Annotated in this window: 20 protein-coding genes; 4 read left to right on the top strand and 16 right to left on the bottom strand. The window is 68.6% G+C overall.

Translation table 11 applies throughout. From position 1 onward, the window contains the following. Window position 1 precedes the first annotated feature (1 nt). The 13 genes from AC4BCK_RS01915 to dacB all read right to left on the bottom strand — a co-directional run bounded on the left by AC4BCK_RS01915 (window position 2) and on the right by dacB (window position 13,114). Window positions 2-895 (bottom strand): Rossmann-like and DUF2520 domain-containing protein, encoded by an 894-nt coding sequence (locus AC4BCK_RS01915; protein WP_251420850.1) that lies wholly within the window; start codon window positions 893-895, stop codon window positions 2-4. Then, on the bottom strand, window positions 888-2,534 hold the full coding sequence (locus AC4BCK_RS01910; RefSeq protein ID WP_490566519.1) for a PH domain-containing protein: 1,647 nt from the start codon (window positions 2,532-2,534) through the stop codon (window positions 888-890). Before AC4BCK_RS01910 ends, AC4BCK_RS01915 begins: the two co-directional genes overlap by 8 nt. Further along, window positions 2,531-3,043: a PH domain-containing protein gene (locus AC4BCK_RS01905; RefSeq protein ID WP_174178253.1), complete on the bottom strand. Its 513-nt coding sequence runs from the start codon at window positions 3,041-3,043 to the stop codon at window positions 2,531-2,533. Before AC4BCK_RS01905 ends, AC4BCK_RS01910 begins: the two co-directional genes overlap by 4 nt. Then, window positions 3,024-3,596, bottom strand: a complete 573-nt coding sequence (locus AC4BCK_RS01900; RefSeq protein WP_174178251.1) for a DUF3180 domain-containing protein — start codon at window positions 3,594-3,596, stop codon at window positions 3,024-3,026. The genes AC4BCK_RS01905 and AC4BCK_RS01900 overlap by 20 nt, the downstream gene beginning before the upstream one ends. After that, the gene (gene folK, locus AC4BCK_RS01895; RefSeq protein ID WP_251420846.1) at window positions 3,593-4,138 is read right to left on the bottom strand and encodes a 2-amino-4-hydroxy-6-hydroxymethyldihydropteridine diphosphokinase; all 546 of its coding nucleotides are present in this window, start codon (window positions 4,136-4,138) and stop codon (window positions 3,593-3,595) included. The genes AC4BCK_RS01900 and folK overlap by 4 nt, the downstream gene beginning before the upstream one ends. Further along, on the bottom strand, window positions 4,135-4,554 hold the full coding sequence (folB, locus tag AC4BCK_RS01890; RefSeq protein WP_364407617.1) for a dihydroneopterin aldolase: 420 nt from the start codon (window positions 4,552-4,554) through the stop codon (window positions 4,135-4,137). Before folB ends, folK begins: the two co-directional genes overlap by 4 nt. 10 nt (window positions 4,555-4,564) lie before the next feature. After that, entirely contained in the window at window positions 4,565-5,485 is a 921-nt protein-coding gene (gene folP / locus AC4BCK_RS01885; RefSeq protein WP_377084833.1) for a dihydropteroate synthase, read from the bottom strand. Between the two features lie 10 nt (window positions 5,486-5,495). Then, window positions 5,496-6,140 (bottom strand): GTP cyclohydrolase I FolE, encoded by a 645-nt coding sequence (gene folE, locus AC4BCK_RS01880; RefSeq protein WP_174178931.1) that lies wholly within the window; start codon window positions 6,138-6,140, stop codon window positions 5,496-5,498. A 9-nt stretch (window positions 6,141-6,149) separates the two neighbouring features. After that, window positions 6,150-8,213 carry an ATP-dependent zinc metalloprotease FtsH gene (ftsH, locus tag AC4BCK_RS01875; RefSeq protein ID WP_490566518.1) on the bottom strand — a complete coding sequence of 688 codons (2,064 nt, stop codon included), beginning with the start codon at window positions 8,211-8,213 and terminating at the stop codon, window positions 6,150-6,152. Between the two features lie 233 nt (window positions 8,214-8,446). Then, window positions 8,447-8,998: a hypoxanthine phosphoribosyltransferase gene (gene hpt, locus AC4BCK_RS01870; RefSeq protein ID WP_041651844.1), complete on the bottom strand. Its 552-nt coding sequence runs from the start codon at window positions 8,996-8,998 to the stop codon at window positions 8,447-8,449. Between the two features lie 30 nt (window positions 8,999-9,028). Then, window positions 9,029-10,084 (bottom strand): tRNA lysidine(34) synthetase TilS, encoded by a 1,056-nt coding sequence (gene tilS, locus AC4BCK_RS01865; protein ID WP_490566889.1) that lies wholly within the window; start codon window positions 10,082-10,084, stop codon window positions 9,029-9,031. A gap of 156 nt (window positions 10,085-10,240) precedes the next feature. Further along, window positions 10,241-11,374, bottom strand: coding sequence for a zinc-dependent metalloprotease (locus tag AC4BCK_RS01860; RefSeq protein WP_377084986.1), 1,134 nt, complete (start codon window positions 11,372-11,374; stop codon window positions 10,241-10,243). A gap of 183 nt (window positions 11,375-11,557) precedes the next feature. Then, window positions 11,558-13,114: a D-alanyl-D-alanine carboxypeptidase/D-alanyl-D-alanine endopeptidase gene (gene dacB / locus AC4BCK_RS01855; protein WP_490566517.1), complete on the bottom strand. Its 1,557-nt coding sequence runs from the start codon at window positions 13,112-13,114 to the stop codon at window positions 11,558-11,560. A gap of 153 nt (window positions 13,115-13,267) precedes the next feature. On the opposite strand from dacB, the gene AC4BCK_RS01850 reads away from it, so the two are divergent. Both AC4BCK_RS01850 and AC4BCK_RS01845 read left to right on the top strand, forming a co-directional pair. Beyond that, complete coding sequence (locus tag AC4BCK_RS01850; RefSeq protein WP_104185712.1) at window positions 13,268-13,756, top strand: inorganic diphosphatase; 489 nt, start codon at window positions 13,268-13,270, stop codon at window positions 13,754-13,756. Between the two features lie 194 nt (window positions 13,757-13,950). Beyond that, window positions 13,951-15,372 (top strand): carboxylesterase family protein, encoded by a 1,422-nt coding sequence (locus tag AC4BCK_RS01845; protein ID WP_364318947.1) that lies wholly within the window; start codon window positions 13,951-13,953, stop codon window positions 15,370-15,372. On the opposite strand, the gene AC4BCK_RS01840 is transcribed toward AC4BCK_RS01845, so the two are convergent. Continuing rightward, the gene (locus tag AC4BCK_RS01840) at window positions 15,294-16,142 is read right to left on the bottom strand and encodes an alpha/beta fold hydrolase (protein WP_366285219.1); all 849 of its coding nucleotides are present in this window, start codon (window positions 16,140-16,142) and stop codon (window positions 15,294-15,296) included. The genes AC4BCK_RS01845 and AC4BCK_RS01840 overlap by 79 nt on opposite strands. A 145-nt stretch (window positions 16,143-16,287) precedes the next feature. On the opposite strand from AC4BCK_RS01840, the gene AC4BCK_RS01835 reads away from it, so the two are divergent. Further along, window positions 16,288-17,040 (top strand): DUF429 domain-containing protein, encoded by a 753-nt coding sequence (locus AC4BCK_RS01835; protein WP_364318943.1) that lies wholly within the window; start codon window positions 16,288-16,290, stop codon window positions 17,038-17,040. Window positions 17,041-17,046: 6 nt separating this feature from the next. Here the strand turns inward: AC4BCK_RS01835 and AC4BCK_RS01830 are convergent, their stop codons facing one another. Beyond that, window positions 17,047-19,434: a phosphoketolase family protein gene (locus AC4BCK_RS01830; RefSeq protein ID WP_490566516.1), complete on the bottom strand. Its 2,388-nt coding sequence runs from the start codon at window positions 19,432-19,434 to the stop codon at window positions 17,047-17,049. Window positions 19,435-19,571: 137 nt separating this feature from the next. Between AC4BCK_RS01830 and AC4BCK_RS01825 the strand changes: the two genes are divergently transcribed. Further along, entirely contained in the window at window positions 19,572-20,171 is a 600-nt protein-coding gene (locus tag AC4BCK_RS01825) for a hypothetical protein (protein ID WP_066273089.1), read from the top strand. A 5-nt stretch (window positions 20,172-20,176) separates the two neighbouring features. Here AC4BCK_RS01825 and AC4BCK_RS01820 read toward each other — a convergent pair whose 3' ends face one another. Beyond that, complete coding sequence (locus AC4BCK_RS01820) at window positions 20,177-21,181, bottom strand: IS481 family transposase (protein ID WP_174182309.1); 1,005 nt, start codon at window positions 21,179-21,181, stop codon at window positions 20,177-20,179. Window positions 21,182-21,192 lie beyond the last annotated feature (11 nt).

The following is a 21,192-nucleotide window of genomic DNA, read 5'->3' as shown; positions in this document are numbered from 1 at the left end:
GTCAGTCCTCCTCAGGATCGAGGGCCTGGCGCAGCCCCTCCAGCTGGTCCGGCTTCAGCAGCCCGCGCCCCTCTGCCCGCAGGGCGGTGGCGCGTGCCATGGCAAGGTAGGCGGCCAGCACATCGCCATGCCCGCCGCCGTCGAACTCCCGCAGCGCCTCCGCGTGCGCCGCGACGGTGCCAACGTCGCCGCGCGCCACCGGACCGGTCAGGGCGGACTCCCCTGACGCCAGGGCATTCTCCAGCGTGGCCCGCAGGAGCGGGCCCAGCATGCGTTCCGGCAGCTCCACTCCCACCGAGCGCAGCAGCTCTGAGGACTGCGCAACGAGGGTGACCAGGTGGTTGGAGCCGTGCGCCAGGGCTGCGTGGTAGAGCGTGCGGTCCGCCTCGGCAATGGCCACCGGCTCGGCGCCCATTTCCACCACCAGCGCCAGGGCGATGGGAAGCATGGCGGCGTCGGCCGTGACGCCAAAGGTGCAGTCCAGCAGCCGGGTGAGGTCCAGGCTCATCCCCGTGAACGTCATGGCGGGGTGCAGCGCCAGCGGGACGGCTCCGGCAGCCCGGACCGGGTGCAGGACGCCCACGCCAAACCGGCCGGAGGTATGCGCAACCAGCTGGCCCGGCTGCCATGCGCCCAGCTTCGCGAGCCCGTCCACCAGGCCCGGGAGGGCGTCGTCGGGGACGGCCAGCAGGACCAGTTCCGCCCGCTCAACGATCTCCTGCACTTCCAGGACGGGCACGCCGGGGAGCAGCGTTTCTGCGCGCTCACGGCTCGCCTCGGACACCGCCGAAACGCCGACGACGGCATGTTCCGCGGCGCGCAGGGCGGCGCCAAGGACCGCCCCCACTTTGCCAGCGCCGATGATTCCGACGCCGAGGCGTCCCGGCTTAGCCATGCTGACCGCCTTCCTGTTGCTGTGGGGCTGGGATTTCCAGGGTGGACAGGTTTTCCAGGGGGGTTGGGCTTTCCAGGGGCCCGGCCACTGGTCCGGTGCCGGCCGCCGCGGCATCGGGCACCACCTGCCGGAGCCATTGTTCGGTGGTTTGCCGCTTCCTGGCCAGCCGGGCGCGCGCAGACTGTTCGTCGAACAACGACAGGGCCACCTCCGCAGCGGCTTGGGCCAGCCGCGGCACCACGGGTCCGGGGGTGGTGTGGAGCACCAGGTCGGCAACGCGGAACCGGCGTGCCAGCGGGCCCTGGTGCAGGGCGATGGACTGCGTGCGCTGGTGCGGAACCACCACAAGCTGGCGCCACCAGCGCCCCGAGCGCAGCAGCAGGGCGGTGTCCGTGGCCGCGAACCCGTTCCGCCGCCAGCCCAGCGGCGCGAGCCAGCGGGCCCTCTGCGGCGTGGTGACGAATCCGCCGTCGGAATCCAGTCCGTTCAGCCCGGCGCCGAAAACGACGGCGGGCTGCGGGGTTCCAGGGTCCGGCAGCACCAGGGCGAGCATGGCCATCACATCCGCCAGCGTGCCGACGGGCAGGAGGGTGGTCCGGGCGGACCCTTCTCCGGCGTTCTCCACCACACCGTAGCCGGCCACGTTGACCTGCATCCTGTACCAGCCCAGCGGACGCCACAGCGGCGGCTGGGTGACCTTCAAGGCCTGAATGCGCCCTGGCGGCAGGGTCTGCGCCTGGGTGTCCAGCAGGCCGTAGCGGAGCCGGATGCCGTCCGGGGAGATCGCGGCGGTGAAGTTGTAGCCCTTGTTGAACAGTCCCCAGTAGCTGGCTGCCAGGCCAAGGCCCGCAGGGATGAGGTAGAGGTAGAACGCCTGGCTGTCCGTAGCGGCTGCGAGCACCACGGAGGCTATGCCTCCCACCACCACGAAGAAGCTCTGCTCGCTGAGCAGCAGGGAACCCACAAGGCGCTGCGGCGGCACGGACAGGACCTGGAATTCGGGCGCCTCGGGTAGGGGCTGCTCCGGGTGGGCGGGGTCAACGGCCACGCCGGCGGCACGGGCCAGGATGGTGGCGCGGAGCTGCCGGGCGTCGTCGATCTTCAGGTAGGCCAGGCGCACCGCCGACTCTCCGGCGTCGGCCACCTCGAACTTGAGTTCGGCGAGGCCGAAGATCCGGGCCAGCAGGGGCTGCACGATGTCGATGGCCTGGACCCGGTCCAGCCTCGCCTGGCGCTGCTGCCGGAAAAGGAACCCGGTATTGACCCTGACGTAGCCGCCGGACACCTGGTACTTGGTGAAGTACCAGGTGAGGAGGAAGCCCAGGACCGAGACCAGCAGCACCGCTCCGCCGCCGGCCAGCAGCCAGGAAGCCCGGCCGGCGAGCTCTTCCTCAAAGACCGGCCCGCCCTGCAGCGAGCGTTCGAAGACGTCACGGCCGAAGAAGAAAGCTATGGCTGCCAGGGCCACCCAGCCGCGGATGAAGGGCGACGCCGGGTGCACGCGCAGCCATTCGCCGTCGGACGGCCCGGTTGGCTGCGCGGTGGCCGGGTGCGCGGTGGCCGGCTGCGCTGCAGCCGGGGTGCCGCCTGCGTCAGAAACGGGGGCGGCGGGCCCGGGACGCGGTTCCTCCGCAGTCACAGCCCTGCCAGCCTGGCTTCGCCCCGCGCCGCCAGCTGCTCGCGCAGCCGTGCACCTTCTGCGGCGGGCAGGCCCGGGATCTGGGCGTTGGTGCCGGGTGAGGCGGTGTGGAGCTTGAGCGTACACAGGCCCAGTCCGCGCTCCACCGGGCCCACGCCGATGTCCACATACTGCATGCGCCCGTAGGGGACGGCCATGGTGCGCTGGAAGAAGATGCCGGTCCTGATCAGGAGGTCGTCATCGCGTTCGGCATAACCGATGGCACGGACCTGCCGCGGGATGAGCGCCAGCCGCCAAAGGGCTGCCACCAACGCCACCGCGGGCACTGTGGCTGCCAGCCAAAGCGGCGGCCAGGCCCACACGCCTGCGAGGACAAGCACCAGCGGAAGGGACAACACCAGCACGGTGGCCAGGTTGGCCAGGGCCCACTGCACCATCCTGACGGTGACGTACTTCGGGGACACGCGCTGCCAGGTGATGCCGGGAGGGTCAATCGCCTCGGTATGCATACTCGCCTTCCCCGGCGGCTTCACCGTGCACGGTGCGGCCGGGTTTACCTTCGATGCCCTTGGTGTCGCCGTCCTCCGGCGGGATCTTGCAGAACCGCTCCACGAGCAGGCCCACCACGATCATCACCAGTCCCCCGCCGGCCATGGCGAGTGCCAGCCAGGTGATGCCCTGGTTGCTGCGCAGGCTCCAGATGCGGAGCTGGTCCAGGAAGATGCCCACGTGCCAGCCCAGCAGCACGGTGCCGGCGTAGGCGCAGGCCTGGGCCAGGACCAGGGTCCGCGCGGCGAGGAGCGGGTCAAGAACGGGCCGTTTCCTGGTTCCGTTTTTTGTGCCCGTCCCGGCACCGGTGCCGTTGAGGCTGTTGCGCCACTTCAGCACCCGGATGCCCAGGATCAGGGTGATGGCCACGATCACGCCCATGGTGGCCAGGGCAGTGGCCGGGAGGACGGGGGTGGACATGCTGAACCGGCTGGTCACCACCGTGGCGGACCAGCCCGCCACGGCCAGGATGAAGCCGATCAGCAGGAGGCGCAGCGGATTGATGGGTTTCATCGCTCTTCCACCGCCCCGGCCGTGGGTACGCCGTCGAAGTCACCGAAGCCGTCAAAGGGTGCGAGGTCGCCAAAATCGTCAGCCCGGGCGGCCAGGGCGCTGATCCGCTCCCCGTCGAGGGTGGCAGCCGGCTCGATGAGCGACCACGGGTAGAGGACAAAGGCGCGGACGGCGGCGCGGGGGTGGGGCAGGGTAAGGGTGGGGTCGTCGCTGCGGACGTCGCCGTAGGTGATGATGTCGACGTCGAGCGTCCGCGGACCCCAGCGCACCTCCCGCACGCGGTGGTGCTTGTTCTCCACGGCCTGGCAGTGTTCCAGCAGTTCGTGCGGGGCCAGGCTGGTTTCCACCGTGATCACCATGTTGAGGAAATCCGGCTGGTTGGGGGGACCGCCCACCGCCCTCGTCTGCACAACCGGCGAGACGGCGAGCAACCGCACCTCCGGCGGATCAACGAGGTCGGCCACAGCCTCGGACAGGGTGTCGTTGCGCTCACCGAGGTTGCTGCCGAGCGCCAGGACCGCCTTGGTATAGCCGCTGTTCATGGCCACCCCTGGGCTTGCTTGTCCCCGGCGCGGTTTTCCCCGTCGCGTTCTTCCCCAACGGGCCGGGCGCGGTGGACGCTGACCGCCACGTCGCCGAAGGGAACCTCGATGGGCGCCTGCGGCTTGTGGACGGTGATATCCACGGCCTCCAGACGGAACTCGGACAGCAGGCCGTCAGCGATCCGCACTGCCAGGGCTTCTATCAGGTTCAGCGGCTCGCCGGAGATCCACTCGGTAATACGCTGCGCCACCTCGCCGTAGTGCGCGGTGTCCCGGACGTCGTCGGACTCCGCAGCCTTGGCGAAATCCAGGTACAGCACTGCGTCCACAACAAAAGGCTGGCCCTCGCGGCGTTCAAAATCAAACACGCCGTGATGGCCGACGGCGGTCACCCCGCTCAGCGTAATCCTGTCCATGGCGCGCGGCTTAGCTGTCGGCGCGGGGTGCGGCCACGCGCGCGGCAACCTTGACGGCGTCAAGGCTGGGGCCGACGTCGTGCACGCGGACGGCCCAGGCGCCGCGGTAGGCGCTGATGGCGGTGATGGCAGCGGTGGCGCCGTCGCGCTCCTCCGGGGCGGCAGCCTTGCCGGCCACTGTGAGCAGGGTTCCGAGGAACCGCTTGCGTGAGGCCCCCACCAGGACGCGGTGGCCCAGGCTGTCCAGCTGGTCCAGGTTCTGCAGGAGCTCCCAGTTCTGGGCGTCGTTCTTGGCGAACCCCAGGCCCGGGTCCACGATGATCTTTTCCGCGGTGACGCCGGCGGCGTACAGCTTGTCCCGGACGCCTGCGAGTTCGGCCACCACTTCCCCCGCCACGTCCTTGTAGTCGGCCAGCGAATTCATGGTGCGCGCGTCCCCGCGGCGGTGGGTGAGGATGTACGGAACCTTGGCGGCCGCCACGAACTCCGCCATTTCCGGTTCGATGCTGAGGCCTGAGATGTCATTGACAATGGCAGCGCCGGCTTCCACCGCGGCGGCGGCGGTGGAGGCGTGCGTGGTGTCGATGCTGACGAGCGCCCCGGCCTTCACCAGTGCCTGGATGACGGGGATGACGCGCTGCTGTTCTTCCTCCGGACTGACGTCCTCGGCACCGGGCCGGGTGGATTCGCCGCCGACGTCAATGATGTCCGCACCGGCGTAGAACATGCGGAGCCCCGCCGCGATGGCGGTGTCCGCGGTGGCGTGGCGGCCGCCGTCGCTGAACGAATCCGGGGTGACGTTCAGGATGCCCATGACCAGTGTGCGGTCCGTAGGCAGGTCTTCGAACCGGGCCGCCGGCCGCGGTTTGCGAAGGATGGGCAGGGGGGACGTTGCGGGGCCGGTTCCCGGCGCTGCAGCTAGTGAGTCCATGGTCTGAGGTTTACCTTCCGAGGATGAGGCTCATGGCTTCGGCACGGGTGGCCGGGTCATGAAGCTGCCCGCGGACCGCGCTGGTGACGGTCTTCGCTCCGGGCTTGCGGATACCGCGCATTGACATGCACATGTGTTCGCATTCAACAACGACGATGGCGCCACGGGGTTTGAGGTAGCGGACCATCGCCTCGACGATCTCAGTGGTGAGCCGCTCCTGCACCTGCGGGCGGCGGGCGTAGATGTCCACGAGCCGGGCCAGCTTGCTCAGGCCCGTCACCTTGCCCTCGTGCGACGGGATGTAGCCCACGTGGGCCACCCCGTGGAACGGCACCAGGTGGTGCTCGCAGGTGGAATAGAACGGGATGTCCTTGACCAGGACGAGTTCCTCATGGTCAAGGTCGAAAGTGGTGGACAGGACGTCCGCGGGGTCGTGGTGCAGCCCGGCAAACACCTCGGCGTAGGCCTTGGCCACGCGCTTGGGGGTGTCGATGAGGCCGCCGCGGTCCGGGTCCTCTCCGATGGCAAGGAGAATCTCACGGACGGCCGCCTCTATCCGGGGCCGGTCCACCTTCTGGTGCTTTGAGTGGTGGGCGCCGCCCTCCGCCGGGTATCCGGCGGAGGCGGGAACGTCGTCGTCGTCGAAGTGGGTCACGTAGAAAGCTTAGCCGCGAAGGGTGTCAGGGCCCGCGTCGGTGACGCCGCCCTGGAACGGAGCATCCTCCGGAACACCCTGCGGGTGCGGCGGCTGGGCGTCGAGCGGCTCATCCAGCCGCGCCTGCTTCGCCTCCTCCTGGGCCTCGCGTTCCGCCCTCTCCTGGCGGGACTCCACCGGACCCGCCATCTGGACCGGCCGGGACTCCTTGGACAGCCACACTTCGCGGAAATCCCGTTTGCGGATGTCGCGGAAGATGTCGGCGATCTCGGACTGGTTCAGGGTTTCGCGTTCCAGCAGCTCGAGGGCCAGGCGGTCCAGGACGTCGCGGTTTTCGGTGAGGATGGCGTAGGCCTCGTCGTGGGCCTGGTCGATGAGCCGGCGCACTTCCTCGTCCACCACGTAGGCGATCTGGTCAGAGTAGTTCCGCTCGTGCCCGGCGTCGCGGCCCAGGAAGGGCTCGCCGCCGCCCTGGCCCAGCCGGACGGCGCCGACGCGCTCGCTCATGCCGTACTCGGTGACCATCTTGCGTGCGGTGCCGGTGGCCTTTTCGATGTCGTTGGACGCGCCGGTTGACGGGTCGTGGAACACGATTTCTTCTGCAACGCGGCCGCCCATGGCGTAGGCCATCTGGTCCAGCAGTTCGTTGCGGGTTACCGAATACTTGTCGTTGTCCGGGACCACCATGGTGTAGCCCAGGGCGCGGCCGCGGGGCAGGATGGTGATCTTGGTGACCGGGGCGGAGTTCCGCAGCGCTGCCGCCACCAGGGCGTGGCCGCCTTCGTGGTAGGCGGTGATCTTGCGCTCGTGCTCCTTCATCACGCGGCTGCGCTTCTGGGGGCCGGCCATGACACGGTCAATGGCCTCGTCCAGGGCGCGGTCGTCGATGAGGTTGGCGTTGGAGCGTGCGGTGAGCAGCGCTGCCTCGTTCAGGACGTTGGCCAGGTCCGCGCCGGTGTACCCGGGGGTCTTCTTGGCCACTGCCTTGAGGTCCACTCCTGGCGCCATCGGCTTGCCCTTCGAATGGACCTGCAGGATCTGGTCGCGGCCGATCAGGTCCGGCGCTTCCACGCCGATCTGACGGTCGAAACGTCCGGGGCGGAGCAGCGCAGGGTCCAGCACGTCCGGGCGGTTGGTGGCGGCGATGAGGATGACGTTGGTCTTGACGTCGAAGCCGTCCATCTCCACCAGGAGCTGGTTGAGGGTCTGTTCGCGTTCGTCGTTGCCGCCGCCGATGCCGGCACCGCGGTGGCGGCCAACGGCGTCTATCTCGTCCACGAAAATGATGGCCGGGGAGTTGGCCTTGGCCTGCTCGAACAGGTCGCGGACGCGTGAGGCACCCACACCCACGAACATTTCCACGAAGTCGGAGCCGGAGATGGAGAAGAAGGGAACGCCGGCCTCGCCTGCGACGGCGCGGGCCAGGAGGGTCTTACCGGTACCCGGAGGGCCGTACAGCAGCACGCCCTTGGGGATCTTGGCGCCGACGGCCTGGAACTTGGCGGGTTCCTGGAGGAATTCCTTGATCTCCTGGAGCTCTTCGACGGCTTCGTCGGATCCGGCGACGTCGGCGAAGGTCACCTGCGGCATGTCCTTGCTGACCATCTTGGCCTTGGACTTGCCGAACTGCATGATCTTGGAGCCGCCGCCCTGCATGCGGGTCATGAGGAACCAGAAAAGGGCGCCCAGGAGGATGACGGGAATCAGCAGGGAGAGCAGGCCGGAGAACCAGTTGCTCTCAATCGGCTGGTCCGTGTAGCCCTGGGCCGGCTTGGCGTCGGTGACGGCCTTGACTACGTCCTCGGCGCGGGCGTCCACGAAGAAGAACTGGACGCTCTTTCCCTTGTCCTGCCCGTCAAGCTGCAGGTTGTCCTTCAAAGTCAGGTCAACGCGGTTTTCGCCGTCGAAGATCTTGGCCTGCTCCACCTGGTCCCCGGAGAGCAGTTCAAGGCCCTTGTCCGTGTCGATCCGTGCCGCACCACCGGGGGCAAGCGTTGCAAAGGCCACCAGGAGCAGACCGACCACGACGACGATCCAGATGCCCGGGCCTTTGAAGAAGTTCTTAGCTTTCATCTGTTCGGGGGCTGGCCCCGTCCCTTCTGGTAGTGCTTCACGGCGAGTAGTCTGCGCGCGTGATGGTGCTGCGTCAGCTTCTAGCTATACACCGTCCGGAGTAGATCACGCATGATGAACGGCAAAAGTTCCCTGTGGGCGTAGCGCCGCCAGGACGGCGGCGGGCCTGGTCAAGGGCGGGGTTCTGCAGGTCATTGCCGACGGCGGCGCGGACGGCGGTCCGGGCGGGCAGCCTACTCGTAAACGTGCGGCGCCAGGGTGCCCACGAAGTCCAGGTTGCGGTACTTCTCGGCGTAGTCCAGGCCGTAGCCGACCACGAATTCGTTGGGGATGTCGTAGCCGACGTACTTGACGTCGATCTCCACCTTGGCGGCGGTGGGCTTGCGGAAGGCGGTGCAGATCTCCACGGATGCCGTGCCGCGCGATTCCAGGTTGGTCTTCAGCCAGGAGAGGGTGAGGCCGGAGTCGATGATGTCCTCGACGATCAGGACGTCCTTGCCCATGAGGTCCGTGTCCAGGTCCTTCAGGATGCGGACAACCCCGGAGGACTGGGTGCCGGAGCCGTAGGAGGACACAGCCATCCAGTCCATGGAAATGTGGCTGTGCAGCGCCCGGGCCAGGTCAGCCATGACCATCACCGCGCCTTTGAGCACGCCCACGATGAGGATTTCGCGGCCCTCGTAGTCCTTGTCGATCTGGGCAGCGAGTTCGGTGATCCGCTGCTGGATCTGTTCCTTGGTGTAGAGAACGTGCTTGAGGTCTGCCTGGACGTCGTTTGAATCCACCAATGGCTCCTGTGTAGATGCGGGGTGCGACTATTTTGCGGGGGGCTTTTGAGGCCGGAGTACTAGCTTCCCACAGCGTGCGGCTTCGCGGGGAACGGGTTTGCCTTTACCGCCGGCAGCCGGGCTGTCCGCGGGTTCCGCGCCGGCCAGCTGCGCGAGGGACAGGCGGTAAGCGCTCACTCCGCCGGGGAGTTCCACGGGCCCGGCCGAGCCGTGCCGCCGCAGCAGCGCCTCCGCCGCCAGAAGGCGCTGGTAGCTGGGCTGCTGCCCGCCGACGTCGGCCGCGGCCTTGGCGATCACGCGGTACCTGATGGCAGCGGGCAGGGCGCGCAACGCCTCCTCCGGAAGGCTCACCTCCGGACCGTTCCGCTCCACGAGCGACGCGAAGGTGGCTTCCGCCACAACCTCGAGGTAGTCGGCGTCGAGCTGCAGGATGGAGGCTGTGCGGGCAAGGGATTCCGCGACGCCGGGACCGAGCTTTTCCTCCAGGTGCGGCAGGACCTCCACGCGCGTCCGGGACCGGGCATAGGACGGGTCCGAGTTGGTGGGGTCGTGCCACGGCTCGAGTTCCTCCACCGCGCAGATCTCTTCCGTGTCCGCCCGGCGAAGCCCCAGGAACGGCCGCAGCAGGGCACCCCTCGCCGGCCTCATGCCTGCCAGCGAGCGCGTGCCAGAGCCGCGCGCCAGGCCCAGGAGCACCTGCTCGGCCTGGTCGTCCAGGGTGTGGCCCAGCAGGATTGCCGCCGCTCCCTGGCTTGCCGCTGCCGCTTCCAGTGCGGCGTGCCGGGCCTCCCGGGCAGCGGCCTCGGGGCCCATGCCGGTGCCGTCCACCGTTACGGTCCGGATTTCCACCGGGGACAGGCCCAGCTCCTGCAGCATTTCCGCGGTCCTGGCGGCGACCCGCGCGGACCCTTCCTGCAGCTGGTGGTCAACCACGGCCGCCCCGACTGTTACCGGGTGGCCGTCCACATGCCCGCGCCGGGCAAAGTACGCGGCCACGGCTGCCAGGGCCAGGGAGTCCGGGCCGCCGCTGCAGGCAACCAGGACGTGCCGCGGATAGCCGGCCTGGGCGAGGGCGTCTCCCAGCGCCTTGCGCGCTGTGCCGACGACGGGCGCCAGCCTGCCGGGCCGTCGTCGTCCACTGCTGAAACCGCCGCTTATGGCGCCCGCGGCGGTGCCCCCAGTGCGGCCCCCGGCGGTGGCTTCGGCGTTGGAAGCGGCTTCAGGCTGGCTGCGCGGCAATCAGAGTCCCATCCGCTCAAGCCACAGCTTGGCGTCGTGGATCTCGGGTTCGGTGGGCAGGTGGTCCGCAGACTCCCAGACCCTGTTGAAGCCTTCCATGCCGGCGGCGTCCACCACGGCGCGGACGAACCTGGCGCCGTCCGAATACTGGCGCATCTTCGCGTCCAGGCCCAGGAGGCTGCGGATGAACTTTTCGATCACGCCGCGGTCCTTGCCGCGGTCGTTGAACCTCTGCCGGATGGTCTTCACGGACGGGATGATGCTGGCGTCCACGGCGTCCATCACCACGTTGGCGTGGCCTTCCAGGAGGCTCATCACAGCGGTGAGGTGCGAGATGGCGGCCTTCTCCTCCGGGTCCTGGAGGAGGTCCAGGATGGCGCCCCGGCCGGGAGTGTTCCCCGAGGCGGTACGGTCCTTCAACGAACGGGCAGCAGCGGTGGCACGCTCCATGAGGGAATCGACGTTGCCCAGCAGGTGCACGCTGAGTTCGTCGATCTGCTCCAGCATGTGGTGCCGGAGCCACGGTGCGGCGGCAAACTGCACGCGGTGGGTCTGTTCGTGCAGGCACACCCAGAGCCGGAAATCCTCCGGGGTGACGTTGAGTTCGCGTTCCACGGCCACAATGTTCGGGGCCACGAGCAGGAGCCTGCCGGCCGGAGGCGCGGTGGAGCCTTCGGCGAGGGCGGCGAAGGGATCGTACTGGCCAAGGACCTTGCTGGCGAGGAAAGCCAGGACGGCGCCGAGCTGGCTTCCGGTGATGGCCCCGCTGACGCTGGCGGCGCCCGGGCTCAGCGTGCCCTGCCTGTTTTCCAGCATCTTTTCCATGGCGGGTTTGAGCATCACGGCGAAGCTCTGCGTGTTGGCCTTGGCCCAGGAGGCGCGGTCCACCACCAGCACGGAGGAGTCGCGGAGGTCGCGCGCGGCTTCCAGCCCGGTGATCTCATGGACATGGTCAACGGACACGTCCGCCAGGCGCCGCAGGCTGCCCACGGCCTCGCTGATGGCGGCCTGGTCCAGCACAGGCCCGGCCGGGACCAGGCGCGCGGCGGTGGAGGCGGCGAGGTCCCAGTTGATCAGGGACTGTGCCGTGGCGGACAACGTCTGGGCTGACGACTCACGTGCGGTGGGCTCCATGGTTCCCATCAGAACACAGCAGGCTGGGGATAGTCCTTAAGTTCGCTCACCGGCGAACCTTCCGGGGCCCTGGATCGCCTGACACACAGAGCCCAGCACCGTTAATCCGGGCGGGGCCGCTCATGTGGCAGTGCTGTGTGGGCGGCAGAGTGGCGGGGGCCGCCCTGGCCCTTCCGCCCCCCCTTAGCGGCAGCCGCAACCGGCGAGCGCCGTGGCGGCGCGGTCCAGCGCCTCCTTGTTCCCCGCGGCACCGGGGGCCAGCCCGTTTCCGATGAAGGAGAAGGCCAGGAGCCGGCCGTCCGCGTCCACCACGTAGCCGCTCAGTGCCAGCACGGTGTTTAGGGTGCCCGTCTTGGCGCGCACCAGGCCCGCACCCCGGGCGGTGGCGGCATCACCGTACCGGGTGTCCAGGGTTCCGGAGAGGCCGGCCACCGGGAAGCCGTCCAGCGCCGACCGGAGCCTGGTGTCCGCTCCGGACGTGATGGCCCGCACCACTTCGGAAAACTGCCGGGCCGGGACCTGGTTGCCCATGGCCAGGCCGCACACGTCCACCAGTTTCATCCCCTCCGCAGCCAGTCCGGCAGCGGCCAGCTGCGCGCCCACCGCTGCCGTGGCGCCGTCGTAGCTGCCCGGCAGCCCGTCGGCCAGCGCTGTCAGCCGGCCCAATGCCTCCGCCAGGTAGTTGTCTGAGTCCTGGAGCATCAGGTTCACCTGCTCCGCAACGGTGGCGGACTGGACTTCGCCCAGCACGACAGGCTGGCTGGTCCCCTCCCCCTCCGGGCGTGCCGGGGTCGTCGTGCGTGCTGGTGCCGCTGAGGTGCCAGCTGCCGGCTGGGGCAGGCGTTCGACGGCGGCTGCCACGGTGAGTCCCGCGGCCGCCCCTGCCGCGCGCAGCCCGGCGGCGAATTCCTCAGCTGCCGTCATTGCCGCGTCCTGCGGGCGCGGTCCGGATGTAACGGCAGGATCGTAGCGGGCGGAATTTAATGCCATGGAATATACGGGAGCGACTTCACCGGCGGCCACGTCCCCTGGTTCCCACGCCGGGTTCAGGGCTGGGCCGGAGAAGAGGGAATCATCCACCAGGACCTTGATCTCCCCTGTGGCGCCGCCCGTTTGCAGCGCCTCCACGGCCTGGGCGGCCAGCGTTGCCAGGCCTGCGTGGCCCATCACCTGGTCCTTCTTGGACCCGCCGGGTCCAAGAAGGACGTCGCCGCCGCCAACCAGCACCACCTGGCCAGGCGCCGGCCCGGCGACAACCCGGGTGGCGAACGTGTGCTCCGGGCCCAGGACCCGCAGGGCAGCGACCGCCGCCAGCAGCTTCATGTTGGACGCCGGCACCCGGCCTTCGGAACCGCCGCGGTCAAACAGGACCTGGCCGGTGAGCGCATCCTGCACCACGGCGGTGAAGGTTCCGCCGCCGTCGGCCGTCAGCAGCGGTTCCAGCTGGGCACTGACGGCGGACGGGAGCGGGACGGGAGCGGAGCCGTCCGGCGGGGCGAGCCCCGGCACGGTAGAAAGCGCGGTTGGAACCTGCTGCCAGGCGGGCGCAGGCGGAGCGGGTGCTGGCGGTTCGGGACCGAGGAAGCCCGGCGCCACCAGCAGCGCTGCCGGGACGGCGAGGGCCACCAGAAGCGCTGCGAGCAGGACCAGCGGCCATGGCCTCCGCACGCCACCGGAGCCGTTCCCCGCCGCCTGCCGGGCACGGCCAAGCCCCTGATCCGTACTGCGTGTTTTGGTCATGCCCGTGCCGGTCCTCAAGTCCTGAAATTTCCCCACAAGTTCCTGATTCCAGGGCCTCTCGCTATATCCTCGATAATAGTCGGCGGCACTGACAGTCCTTTTTGTTGCCCGTCAGAAGTGCCGCGAACCCCCTGACTTGCCGAGGAGCATTCCATGAAGCATGACGTGACCATCGAGATCCCCAAGGGATCGCGCGTCAAGTACGAAGTCGACCACGAGACCGGCCGCGTCCGCCTGGACCGCGTCCTCTTCACCTCCATGCAGTACCCCACGCACTACGGATACTTCGAGAACACCCTCGGTGAAGACGGTGACCCGTTGGACGCACTGGTGCTGCTCCAGGACTTCGACCTGCACCCCGGCGTCATCGTTGAGTCCCGCCCCATCGGCGTGTTCAACATGACCGACGACGGCGGCGGAGATGCCAAGATCCTCTGCGTCCCCGTGGATGCCCGCTTTGACCACATCCAGGAAGTCACCGACGTCAGCGACTTCCTGATCAAGGAAATCGAGCACTTCTTCACCCGTTACAAAGACCTGGAGCCGGGCAAGTGGGTCAAGGCCGAGGGCTGGGGCGACCGCGCCGCCGCCGAAGCCGAGCTCGAAGCCTCCATCAAGCGGTACGTGCCCACGGGCCACTAGTCCCCACCGGCCCACCCACCGTCTCCCGGTGAGGGCGCCAGCTGACGCCCGACGGCGGGTGGCGCGGTTCTTCAGGAACCGCACCACCCGCCGTCGTCATCCCCGGAACTTTTGTCCAGATATGCAGGCTTCAACGCCTTCAAAGCCTGCATATCTGGGCAAAAACTCCCAGGAATTTGTGGAATCGTTGCCCTGTGAGTTCCGAGCCCCTGTTTAGTCCCCCCTGCGGTCCCGTCACAGGCTGGCGGGACGGCGACGTCCTCCGCGCCACCGGGATCCCGTACGCCACCGCCGGACGTTTCCAGCCGCCTGCTCCGGCCCCCGACTGGACCCGGCCGCATGCCGCAACCTCCCCTGCTCCCGCCTGCCCGCAAGGGCCCGTGCCTTTCCTGGACGACATCCTGGGCACCCGCTACGGCGAACTGCCGGGGAGCGAGGACTGCCAGAACCTGTCCATCACCATGCCCGCGGACGTGGACCTGTTCAGCCCGGAAGGCGCGCGGCTGCCCGTGATGGTGTGGATCCACGGCGGTTCCTACACCACCGGATCGGGCGACCTCGCCATCTTCGACCCGGCGGTACTGGTAGCCGAGAACCGCGTGGTGGTGGTCTCGGTGACCTACCGGCTGGGGCTGTTCGGCTTCCTGGCAACCCGCTCGGGCCGGCCTGCCAACCTGGGCCTGCTGGACCAGCTCGAAGCCTTCCGCTGGGTGCAGCGCAACATCGCCGCATTCGGCGGCGATCCCCGCCGGGTCACGGCCTTCGGCCAGTCCGCAGGCGGTGACGCGATCGCCCACTTGATGGCGACGCCCGAAGCCCCGGCACTGTTCCAGCGCGCCATTATCCAAAGCGCCCCCTTGGGCATTTCGCGCGGGCGGGCCAGGATGAACCACGCCATGGGCATCGCCGCCGAGGCCGTCACCGAGGAGACTCCCGCCATGGAAGTGGTGGAACGGGAGGACCACGTGGCGCAGGTGGCGCGGAAGTTCGGGATGCTGGCTGCGATGCCGTTCGGCACCCAGTACGGTCACGCGCCCCTGCCGGAGGAAACCGGGATCGAGGCCGCCTGGAACCGCTCTGCGCCCGGCGTCGAGATCCTGATAGGCCACACCTCCGAGGAGGCGAGGCTGTTCCTTCCCCGCAGCCCCTACCTCAGCCGCCTGGACCGTGTTCCCGTCGCCGGCCCCACCCTCCTCCGGGCCATCAACTGGGTGGTCACGGAGACTGTTTATGGCCGGGCAGCCCGTAAATTCGCCCGCCGGCACGTCCTGGCCGGCGGCAGCGCCCACCGTTACGTGCTGCACTGGCATGCCCCCGGAAACGTCCTCGGCGCCGCGCACACAATCGACCTACCGCTGCTCTTCGGAAAGCGGAGCACGTGGGAGGGAGCAGGACTGGTTGCCGGGGCCGGCTGGGAGGACGTGGACGCCGTGGGACGGGAACTGCGTGCACTGTGGTCACGTTTTGCGCGCGGTGACAGCCTTGGCGAAGAGGGCAGCATTCCGGGCGCCCTGGACTATACGTCGGAGCGGCGTCATCAGCCCCGCCGGCGGCCCCGGGTGGTGGAAACCGTGCTGCGGACAGCGTCCACCAGGATGTCCTGGCGCTGGAAGTAGGCATTGTGGCCGGCGTCCCCGACAACCAGGAGACGGGCGCCGGGCACCGTGGCGGCAACGTGCTCCGCTCCGCGGCGGATTCGCGGCCTTTCTTCCTCCCCGATCAGCACCACCAGCGGGCTGGTTACGGATTCCAGTCCCTGCTGGAAGGCTTCGACGTCCCGTGGGTCAGCGCTGAGGAACTCCCCCTGGCTCTGTTCGAGGCTGCGCGGGTACCTGGCCGCTTCAATGGCTGTGGCGGTTGATCGGACCCTGATATAGCGGGCAAAGTCCTTCGGGTTGTCCTCGATCCACTGCTCCGTGAAGGAGTTTCCCACGCCAAGCCAGATCCCCTCGTCCTGGTCGAGGGAGCTGAACACCTGGAACTTTTCCGGCGTGCCCGCCTGCCCGGGAGGCGGCACCACCAGGGGCCAGCCCATCCCGCAGACCACCAGGGCAGCCGCGCTGCCGGGGTGGCGGACCGCCCAGCGAAGCGTGGTCATGCCACCCATGGACTGCCCCACAATGACCGGGTCTTCCAGGCCCAGGGAACCTATGAAGTGCTCCAGCTCCGCAGCCCGGTCAACCAGCGGTCCCTGCCGCGGGGAGTTCGATGACCAGCCGTGATCGTAGGTGTCGTACGCCAGCACCCGGAAGTCCCGCTCGAGGTCCTGGATGATCGGTTCCCAGCACGCCGCGGCCGAGGCATGGCCATGCAGCAGCACCACCGGCCGGCCGCGGCCGGAGTCCGTGTAGTGGATGTCGTTGCCGAGCAGATCGAGCCAGGGCATGGGGATGTTCCTTTCGGGCCTGGTCAGCCGGGGCGGCCCACCACGCCCCAGCCTTGCAGAACCGGGGCGGGGCGTCATCCGCTGTCCAGTACGGGCTGGCGCGCGCCGGTACAGGCCGGGGCGGCCGGCGGTAGAGTCTGGTCACGTGAAGACGCTCGGAGTGGACCTCGCCGCGGCTGCCAAGAAGACGGCCGTGGCCGTCATCGAATGGAGCCGCGGATCAGCCCGGCTGGTGCACCTCGGGCTGGATGTGCAGGACGAGGAGATCGTTTCCCTCTTCGGTGCCAGCGACATGACCGGCGTGGACTGCCCGGTTGGCTGGCCGGACGCCCTCATTCCCTTCCTGGCCGGGCACCTGGCCTTCGACGCCGGACCCGTGCTGGAGTACGACGGGATTGAGGGACGACGGCTGCTGGCCTACCGGGACACGGACCGCTTCGTCACGGGCCGGACACGCCTGATTCCGCTCAGTGTTTCCGCTGACAGGCTGGCACATCCGGCCATGCGGTGCGCCGTGATCCAGGCAAAGATCGCAGCACTCCACGGGCCGCAGCTCCGGGACGGTTCCGGACGCCTTGCGGAGGTCTATCCGGCCGCGTCGCTGAAAATCTGGGGCCTGAACGCCCGCGGCTACAAGGGACGCGGCAGCTCCGAGGCGGAACGGCTTGCCGTGCTCCTCGGAACCCTCAGGGAACAGGCCCCCTGGCTGGACCTGAACGGCTACGGGGACCGGTTGGCCGGCTCGGACGACATGTTCGACGCCGTCATCGCCGCGCTCACGGCCCGCGCCGTTGCCTTTGGACTGACGGCCGGTCCGGACGAGGCGCACGCCGCAGCCGCCCGCACGGAGGGCTGGATCCACCTGCCGACTTGCGGCCTCGACGGGCTGGTTGCCTAGGGGGAACTAGCCGAGGGTCCAGTTCCGGATCTCCTCCGGGTCCTCACCGTGCGTGCGGGTGTGTTCGCGCGCCCGCATCCGCCGGTCCTGGAGGCTCTGGCGGAGGGATGAATGCCGCTCGGCCAACCCGGGCACGCGGTCGATGGCGTCGATGGCCAGCTGGAACCGGTCAATACCGTTCAGCATCGCCATGTCGAACGGCGTGGTGGTGGTTCCCTCTTCCTTGTAGCCGCGCACGTGCAGCCCGTCCTGGTTGTTGCGGCGGTAGGCAAGCCGGTGGATCAGCGCGGGATAGCCGTGGTACGCAAAAATAATGGGCTTGTCCGCCGTAAAGATCCCGTCGAAGTCCCGCGCCGGAAGCCCGTGGGGGTGCTCGCTCTCATCCTGCAGCCGCATCAGGTCCACCACGTTCACCACCCGGACTTTCAGCCCGGGCGCGCCCTCTTTCAGCAGTTCCGCCGCGGCTACGGTCTCCACCGTGGGGACGTCGCCCGCGCAGGCCATCACGACGTCGGGCTCCTCGCCGGGCACCTCGGACCCCGCGAAGTCCCAGATGCCCAGCCCCCTGCGGCAGTGGTTGGCGGCGTCGGCCGGGCCCAGCCACGTGGGCGAGGGCTGCTTGCCGCTGACCACGATGTTCACGTAGTCCGTGGAGGCCAGGCAGTGGGCCATGACGCACAGCAGGGTGTTGGCGTCGGCCGGCAGGTACACCCGGATGACCTCTGCCTTCTTGTTCACGGCGTGGTCAATGAACCCTGGGTCCTGGTGCGAGAACCCGTTATGGTCCTGCTGCCAGACGTGGGAGGACAGCAGGTAGTTCAGCGAGGGCACCGGCTGGCGCCACGGCAGCTGCCGGTGCACCTTCAGCCACTTGGCGTGCTGGTTGAACATGGAGTCGACAATGTGGATGAAGGCCTCGTAGCAGCTGAAGACGCCGTGCCGGCCGGTGAGGAGGTAGCCCTCCAGCCAGCCCTGGCACAGGTGTTCGCTGAGCACCTCCATCACTCTGCCGGACCGCGCGAGGTGCTCGTCGACGTCGTCAATCCGGTACTGCCATACCTTGTCGGTGACCTCGTAGACGTTCTGCAGGCGGTTGGATGCGGTCTCGTCCGGGCCGAAGAGCCGGAAGGTCTCCATGTTCAGCGAGATGACGTCCCGCATCCACGAGCCGAGCGTGATCATCGGGCTGACGCGGTCCGTCCCGGGCTCAGGGACCTCGACGGCGTGGTCCCGGTACGCGGGCAGCTTCAGCGCCTTGCGGAGCAGCCCGCCGTTGGCATGCGGCGTGGCGCTCATCCTCAGGGAGCCGGCGGGCGCGGCCCCGGCGACGTCGGGCCGGAGCCGGCCGTCGCCGTCGAACAATTCCGCAGGCCGGTAGGACTGGAGCCACTCTTCCAGCTGCTTCAGATGCTCCCCGTTGGTGCGGACCTCCGAGAGGGGCACCTGGTGGCTCCGCCACGTCCCTTCCACCGGCAGCCCGTCCACTGTGCGCGGTCCCGTCCAGCCTTTCGGTGAGCGCAGGACGATCATGGGCCAGCGCGGCGCACCGTCCACATTCGCTGCCCCGTCCGTTCCGGCCGCCGGCGCACGGCGGGATTCCTGGATGGCGCGGATGCCGGCCAGGCTCCGGTCCAGCGCTTCGGCGAAGTCGCGGTGCGCCTGTTCGGTTTTGTCCGGGTCCTTCACCGTGACGAAATACGGCTCGTGGCCGTACCCGCGCAGCAGCTGTTCCAGCTGCTCTTCCGGCATCCGGGCCAGGATGGTGGGGTTGGCGATCTTGTAGCCGTTCAGGTGCAGGATGGGCAGCACGGCACCGTCCGCGGCCGGGTCCAGGAAGTTGTGCGAGTGCCAGCTGGCGGCGAGCGGGCCGGTTTCGGCTTCGCCGTCGCCAATTACGACGGCGGTGACCAGCTGGGGATTGTCCAGCACCGATCCGTACGCGTGGGCCAGGGAGTACCCCAGTTCGCCGCCCTCGCTGATGGAGCCGGGGGTCTCGGGGGCCGCGTGGCTGGGGATGCCGCCCGGGTAGGAAAACTGCCGGAAGAGTTCTGCCATGCCGTCGGCGTCATTGCCCACATGACCGTAGATCTCGGAGTAGGTGCCTTCCAGCCAGGCGTTGGCGACGACGGCGGGGCCGCCATGGCCGGGACCTGCCACGAAGAGCATCTCGGCGGAGTCGCGGCGGATGACGCGGTTCAGGTGGGCATAGACGAAGTTCAGCCCGGGGGTCGTTCCCCAGTGGCCCAGCAGCCGGGATTTCGTGTGCTCGGCCTTCAGCGGCTCGCGCAGCAGCGGGTTGGAGCGGAGGTAGATCTGCCCGACGGAAAGGTAGTTGGCGGCGCGCCACCAGCTGTCCACAAGTTCAAGTTCGTCGTGCCCCATGCTGCTGGTCATAACCGTCCTCACGTAGCGTGCTCCCCCGCTGTCGCCATCCGGCAGGTGCGGCCGTTCCCCCATCGCACCAGAAGGGCCAGCCCGAGGCAACCCCGCTTGCCTTGGGGCTGCTACCAACCGGTAGTCTTTGGATTCAAATGTTCACGCTGACAATCAACCAGACGGACAGCCGGCGCGATGGCGACCGCGTGCCGCAGCTGCTCAAGGACCTGCGGCACATTCCTGCGCGCCTCGACTTCGACCGGTCGGTGGAGGACGAGGTCCAGGGCATTGTGGACTGCCCCCACCAGGCCGTGGAGGCAGCGATGATCGCGCTGCGGTGCGGTTCCTGGTACGTGGGGATCGGCGTCGGGCCCGTCAACGAGCCGTTGCCCAACCAGATCAAGGACGCCTCGGGCCACGGGCTGGTGTACGCACGGCGTGCCGTGGACCGGCTCCGCAACAGCAAGGAGCGGGTGCCCGTTGCGGTGGAGGGCCCGCTGGCGGACATAGCCCACGACGCCGAGGCCGTGCTGCGGCTGCTGGGGCATATTGTGCGGGACCGGTCCGGGGCCGAGTGGCGGGTTCTCGACCTGATGACCCCCGGCGTCCGCGGCCAGCAGAAGGCGGTGGCCCAGGAGCTGGGCATCACCACGCAGGCCGTCAGCAAGGCAGTGGCGCGGGCGCAGTGGAATGAGGAGCACGCGGCCCGGCCTGCGGCGGCAAGGCTGCTGGCCCTGATCCTTGAGGTGCGCTAGCTGTACTAACCCGGTTGGTTGGTGACACGGCTGGCCGGTGAGGCGCCTTTGAGTGCGGTGTGGGGCCTGCGCTGATTGTAGTACTCGATGAAGTCTGGGTAACAGGCTTGCCGTTCGGCTTCTGAGTTGTAGGCCTTGGCGTAGGCCCATTCCTCTTGGAGGATGCGGTTGAAGCGTTCGACCTTGCCGTTGGTTTGGGGCCGGTAGGGGCGTGTGCGTTTGTGCTTGATGCCGGCCTCGGCCAGGACAGCGGCGAAGGCGCGGGAGCGGTAGCAGGAGCCGTTATCGGTGAGCACCCGCTGGATTTTGACGCCCCGGGCGGTGAACGCTGTGATGGCGTTGCGCATGAACGCCGAGGCTGTCTCTTTGGTTTCGTCGGGCAGGATCTCGGAGTATACGAATCGGGAATGGTCATCCACTGCGTGATGGAGGAAGGTATAGCCCCGGACCTGGCCGCGGTCCTTGGACCGGCCTTCTGCGAGGTTCCTGGCCCGGGAGTTCGCTTCGCCTTGTACCCGGCCGTGAACGCGGTGTCCGCCGCCGTTGGGTATGCGGCCGAGCTTCTTGATGTCCACGTGGATCATTTCCCCGGGCCAGGCATATTCGTATCGGCGGGCGTGGTCTCGGCCGCGGATCCTGATCCCTGTGGCCGGGTCGGTGAAGCGCAGCGGCGGACACAGGTAGCGGGTCAGGATGCGGTGGACCGTGGAGACATTCAGGTGCAGGTGGTACGCGATCCGGGCCGGACCCCAGCGACGGTTCACGCGCAGTCCCAGCACACGCCGTTCGGTGCGCATCCGGGTCCGGTGCGGGCACGTCAGGGGCCGGCTCCTGCGGTCTTCCAGCGCAGCCTCACCCAACTCCCGATAGCGGCGGGACCAGCGCGCGGCTGTCGGGACGGAAACGTTGAATCTCTCGGCAGCACGGCGCAAAGGCCAGCCATCAACCACGATGCACCGGGCCAGCTGAAGACGCCCCGAATAGGCCAAAAACGCGTTACGGTGGGACACGAGGACCTCCT

The sequence above is a fragment of the Pseudarthrobacter sp. As-47 genome (genome assembly GCF_058215595.1).
This window is presented reverse-complemented; position numbering and strand designations above follow the sequence as displayed.

Excerpts from the sequence above, each read along its gene's own strand:
- folP (WP_377084833.1), bottom strand. The coding sequence starts at position 5,485 with ATGGACTCACTAGCTGCAGCGCCGGGAACCGGCCCCGCAACGTCCCCC.
- AC4BCK_RS01900 (WP_174178251.1), bottom strand. The coding sequence starts at position 3,596 with ATGAAACCCATCAATCCGCTGCGCCTCCTGCTGATCGGCTTCATCCTG.
- dacB (WP_490566517.1), bottom strand. The coding sequence starts at position 13,114 with ATGACCAAAACACGCAGTACGGATCAGGGGCTTGGCCGTGCCCGGCAG.
- folB (WP_364407617.1), bottom strand. The coding sequence starts at position 4,554 with ATGGACAGGATTACGCTGAGCGGGGTGACCGCCGTCGGCCATCACGGC.
- AC4BCK_RS01915 (WP_251420850.1), bottom strand. The coding sequence starts at position 895 with ATGGCTAAGCCGGGACGCCTCGGCGTCGGAATCATCGGCGCTGGCAAA.
- AC4BCK_RS01905 (WP_174178253.1), bottom strand. The coding sequence starts at position 3,043 with ATGCATACCGAGGCGATTGACCCTCCCGGCATCACCTGGCAGCGCGTG.
- ftsH (WP_490566518.1), bottom strand. The coding sequence starts at position 8,213 with ATGAAAGCTAAGAACTTCTTCAAAGGCCCGGGCATCTGGATCGTCGTC.
- AC4BCK_RS01850 (WP_104185712.1), top strand. The coding sequence starts at position 13,268 with ATGAAGCATGACGTGACCATCGAGATCCCCAAGGGATCGCGCGTCAAG.
- folK (WP_251420846.1), bottom strand. The coding sequence starts at position 4,138 with ATGAACAGCGGCTATACCAAGGCGGTCCTGGCGCTCGGCAGCAACCTC.
- AC4BCK_RS01830 (WP_490566516.1), bottom strand. The coding sequence starts at position 19,434 with ATGACCAGCAGCATGGGGCACGACGAACTTGAACTTGTGGACAGCTGG.
- AC4BCK_RS01825 (WP_066273089.1), top strand. The coding sequence starts at position 19,572 with ATGTTCACGCTGACAATCAACCAGACGGACAGCCGGCGCGATGGCGAC.
- AC4BCK_RS01860 (WP_377084986.1), bottom strand. The coding sequence starts at position 11,374 with ATGGAGCCCACCGCACGTGAGTCGTCAGCCCAGACGTTGTCCGCCACG.
- AC4BCK_RS01840 (WP_366285219.1), bottom strand. The coding sequence starts at position 16,142 with ATGCCCTGGCTCGATCTGCTCGGCAACGACATCCACTACACGGACTCC.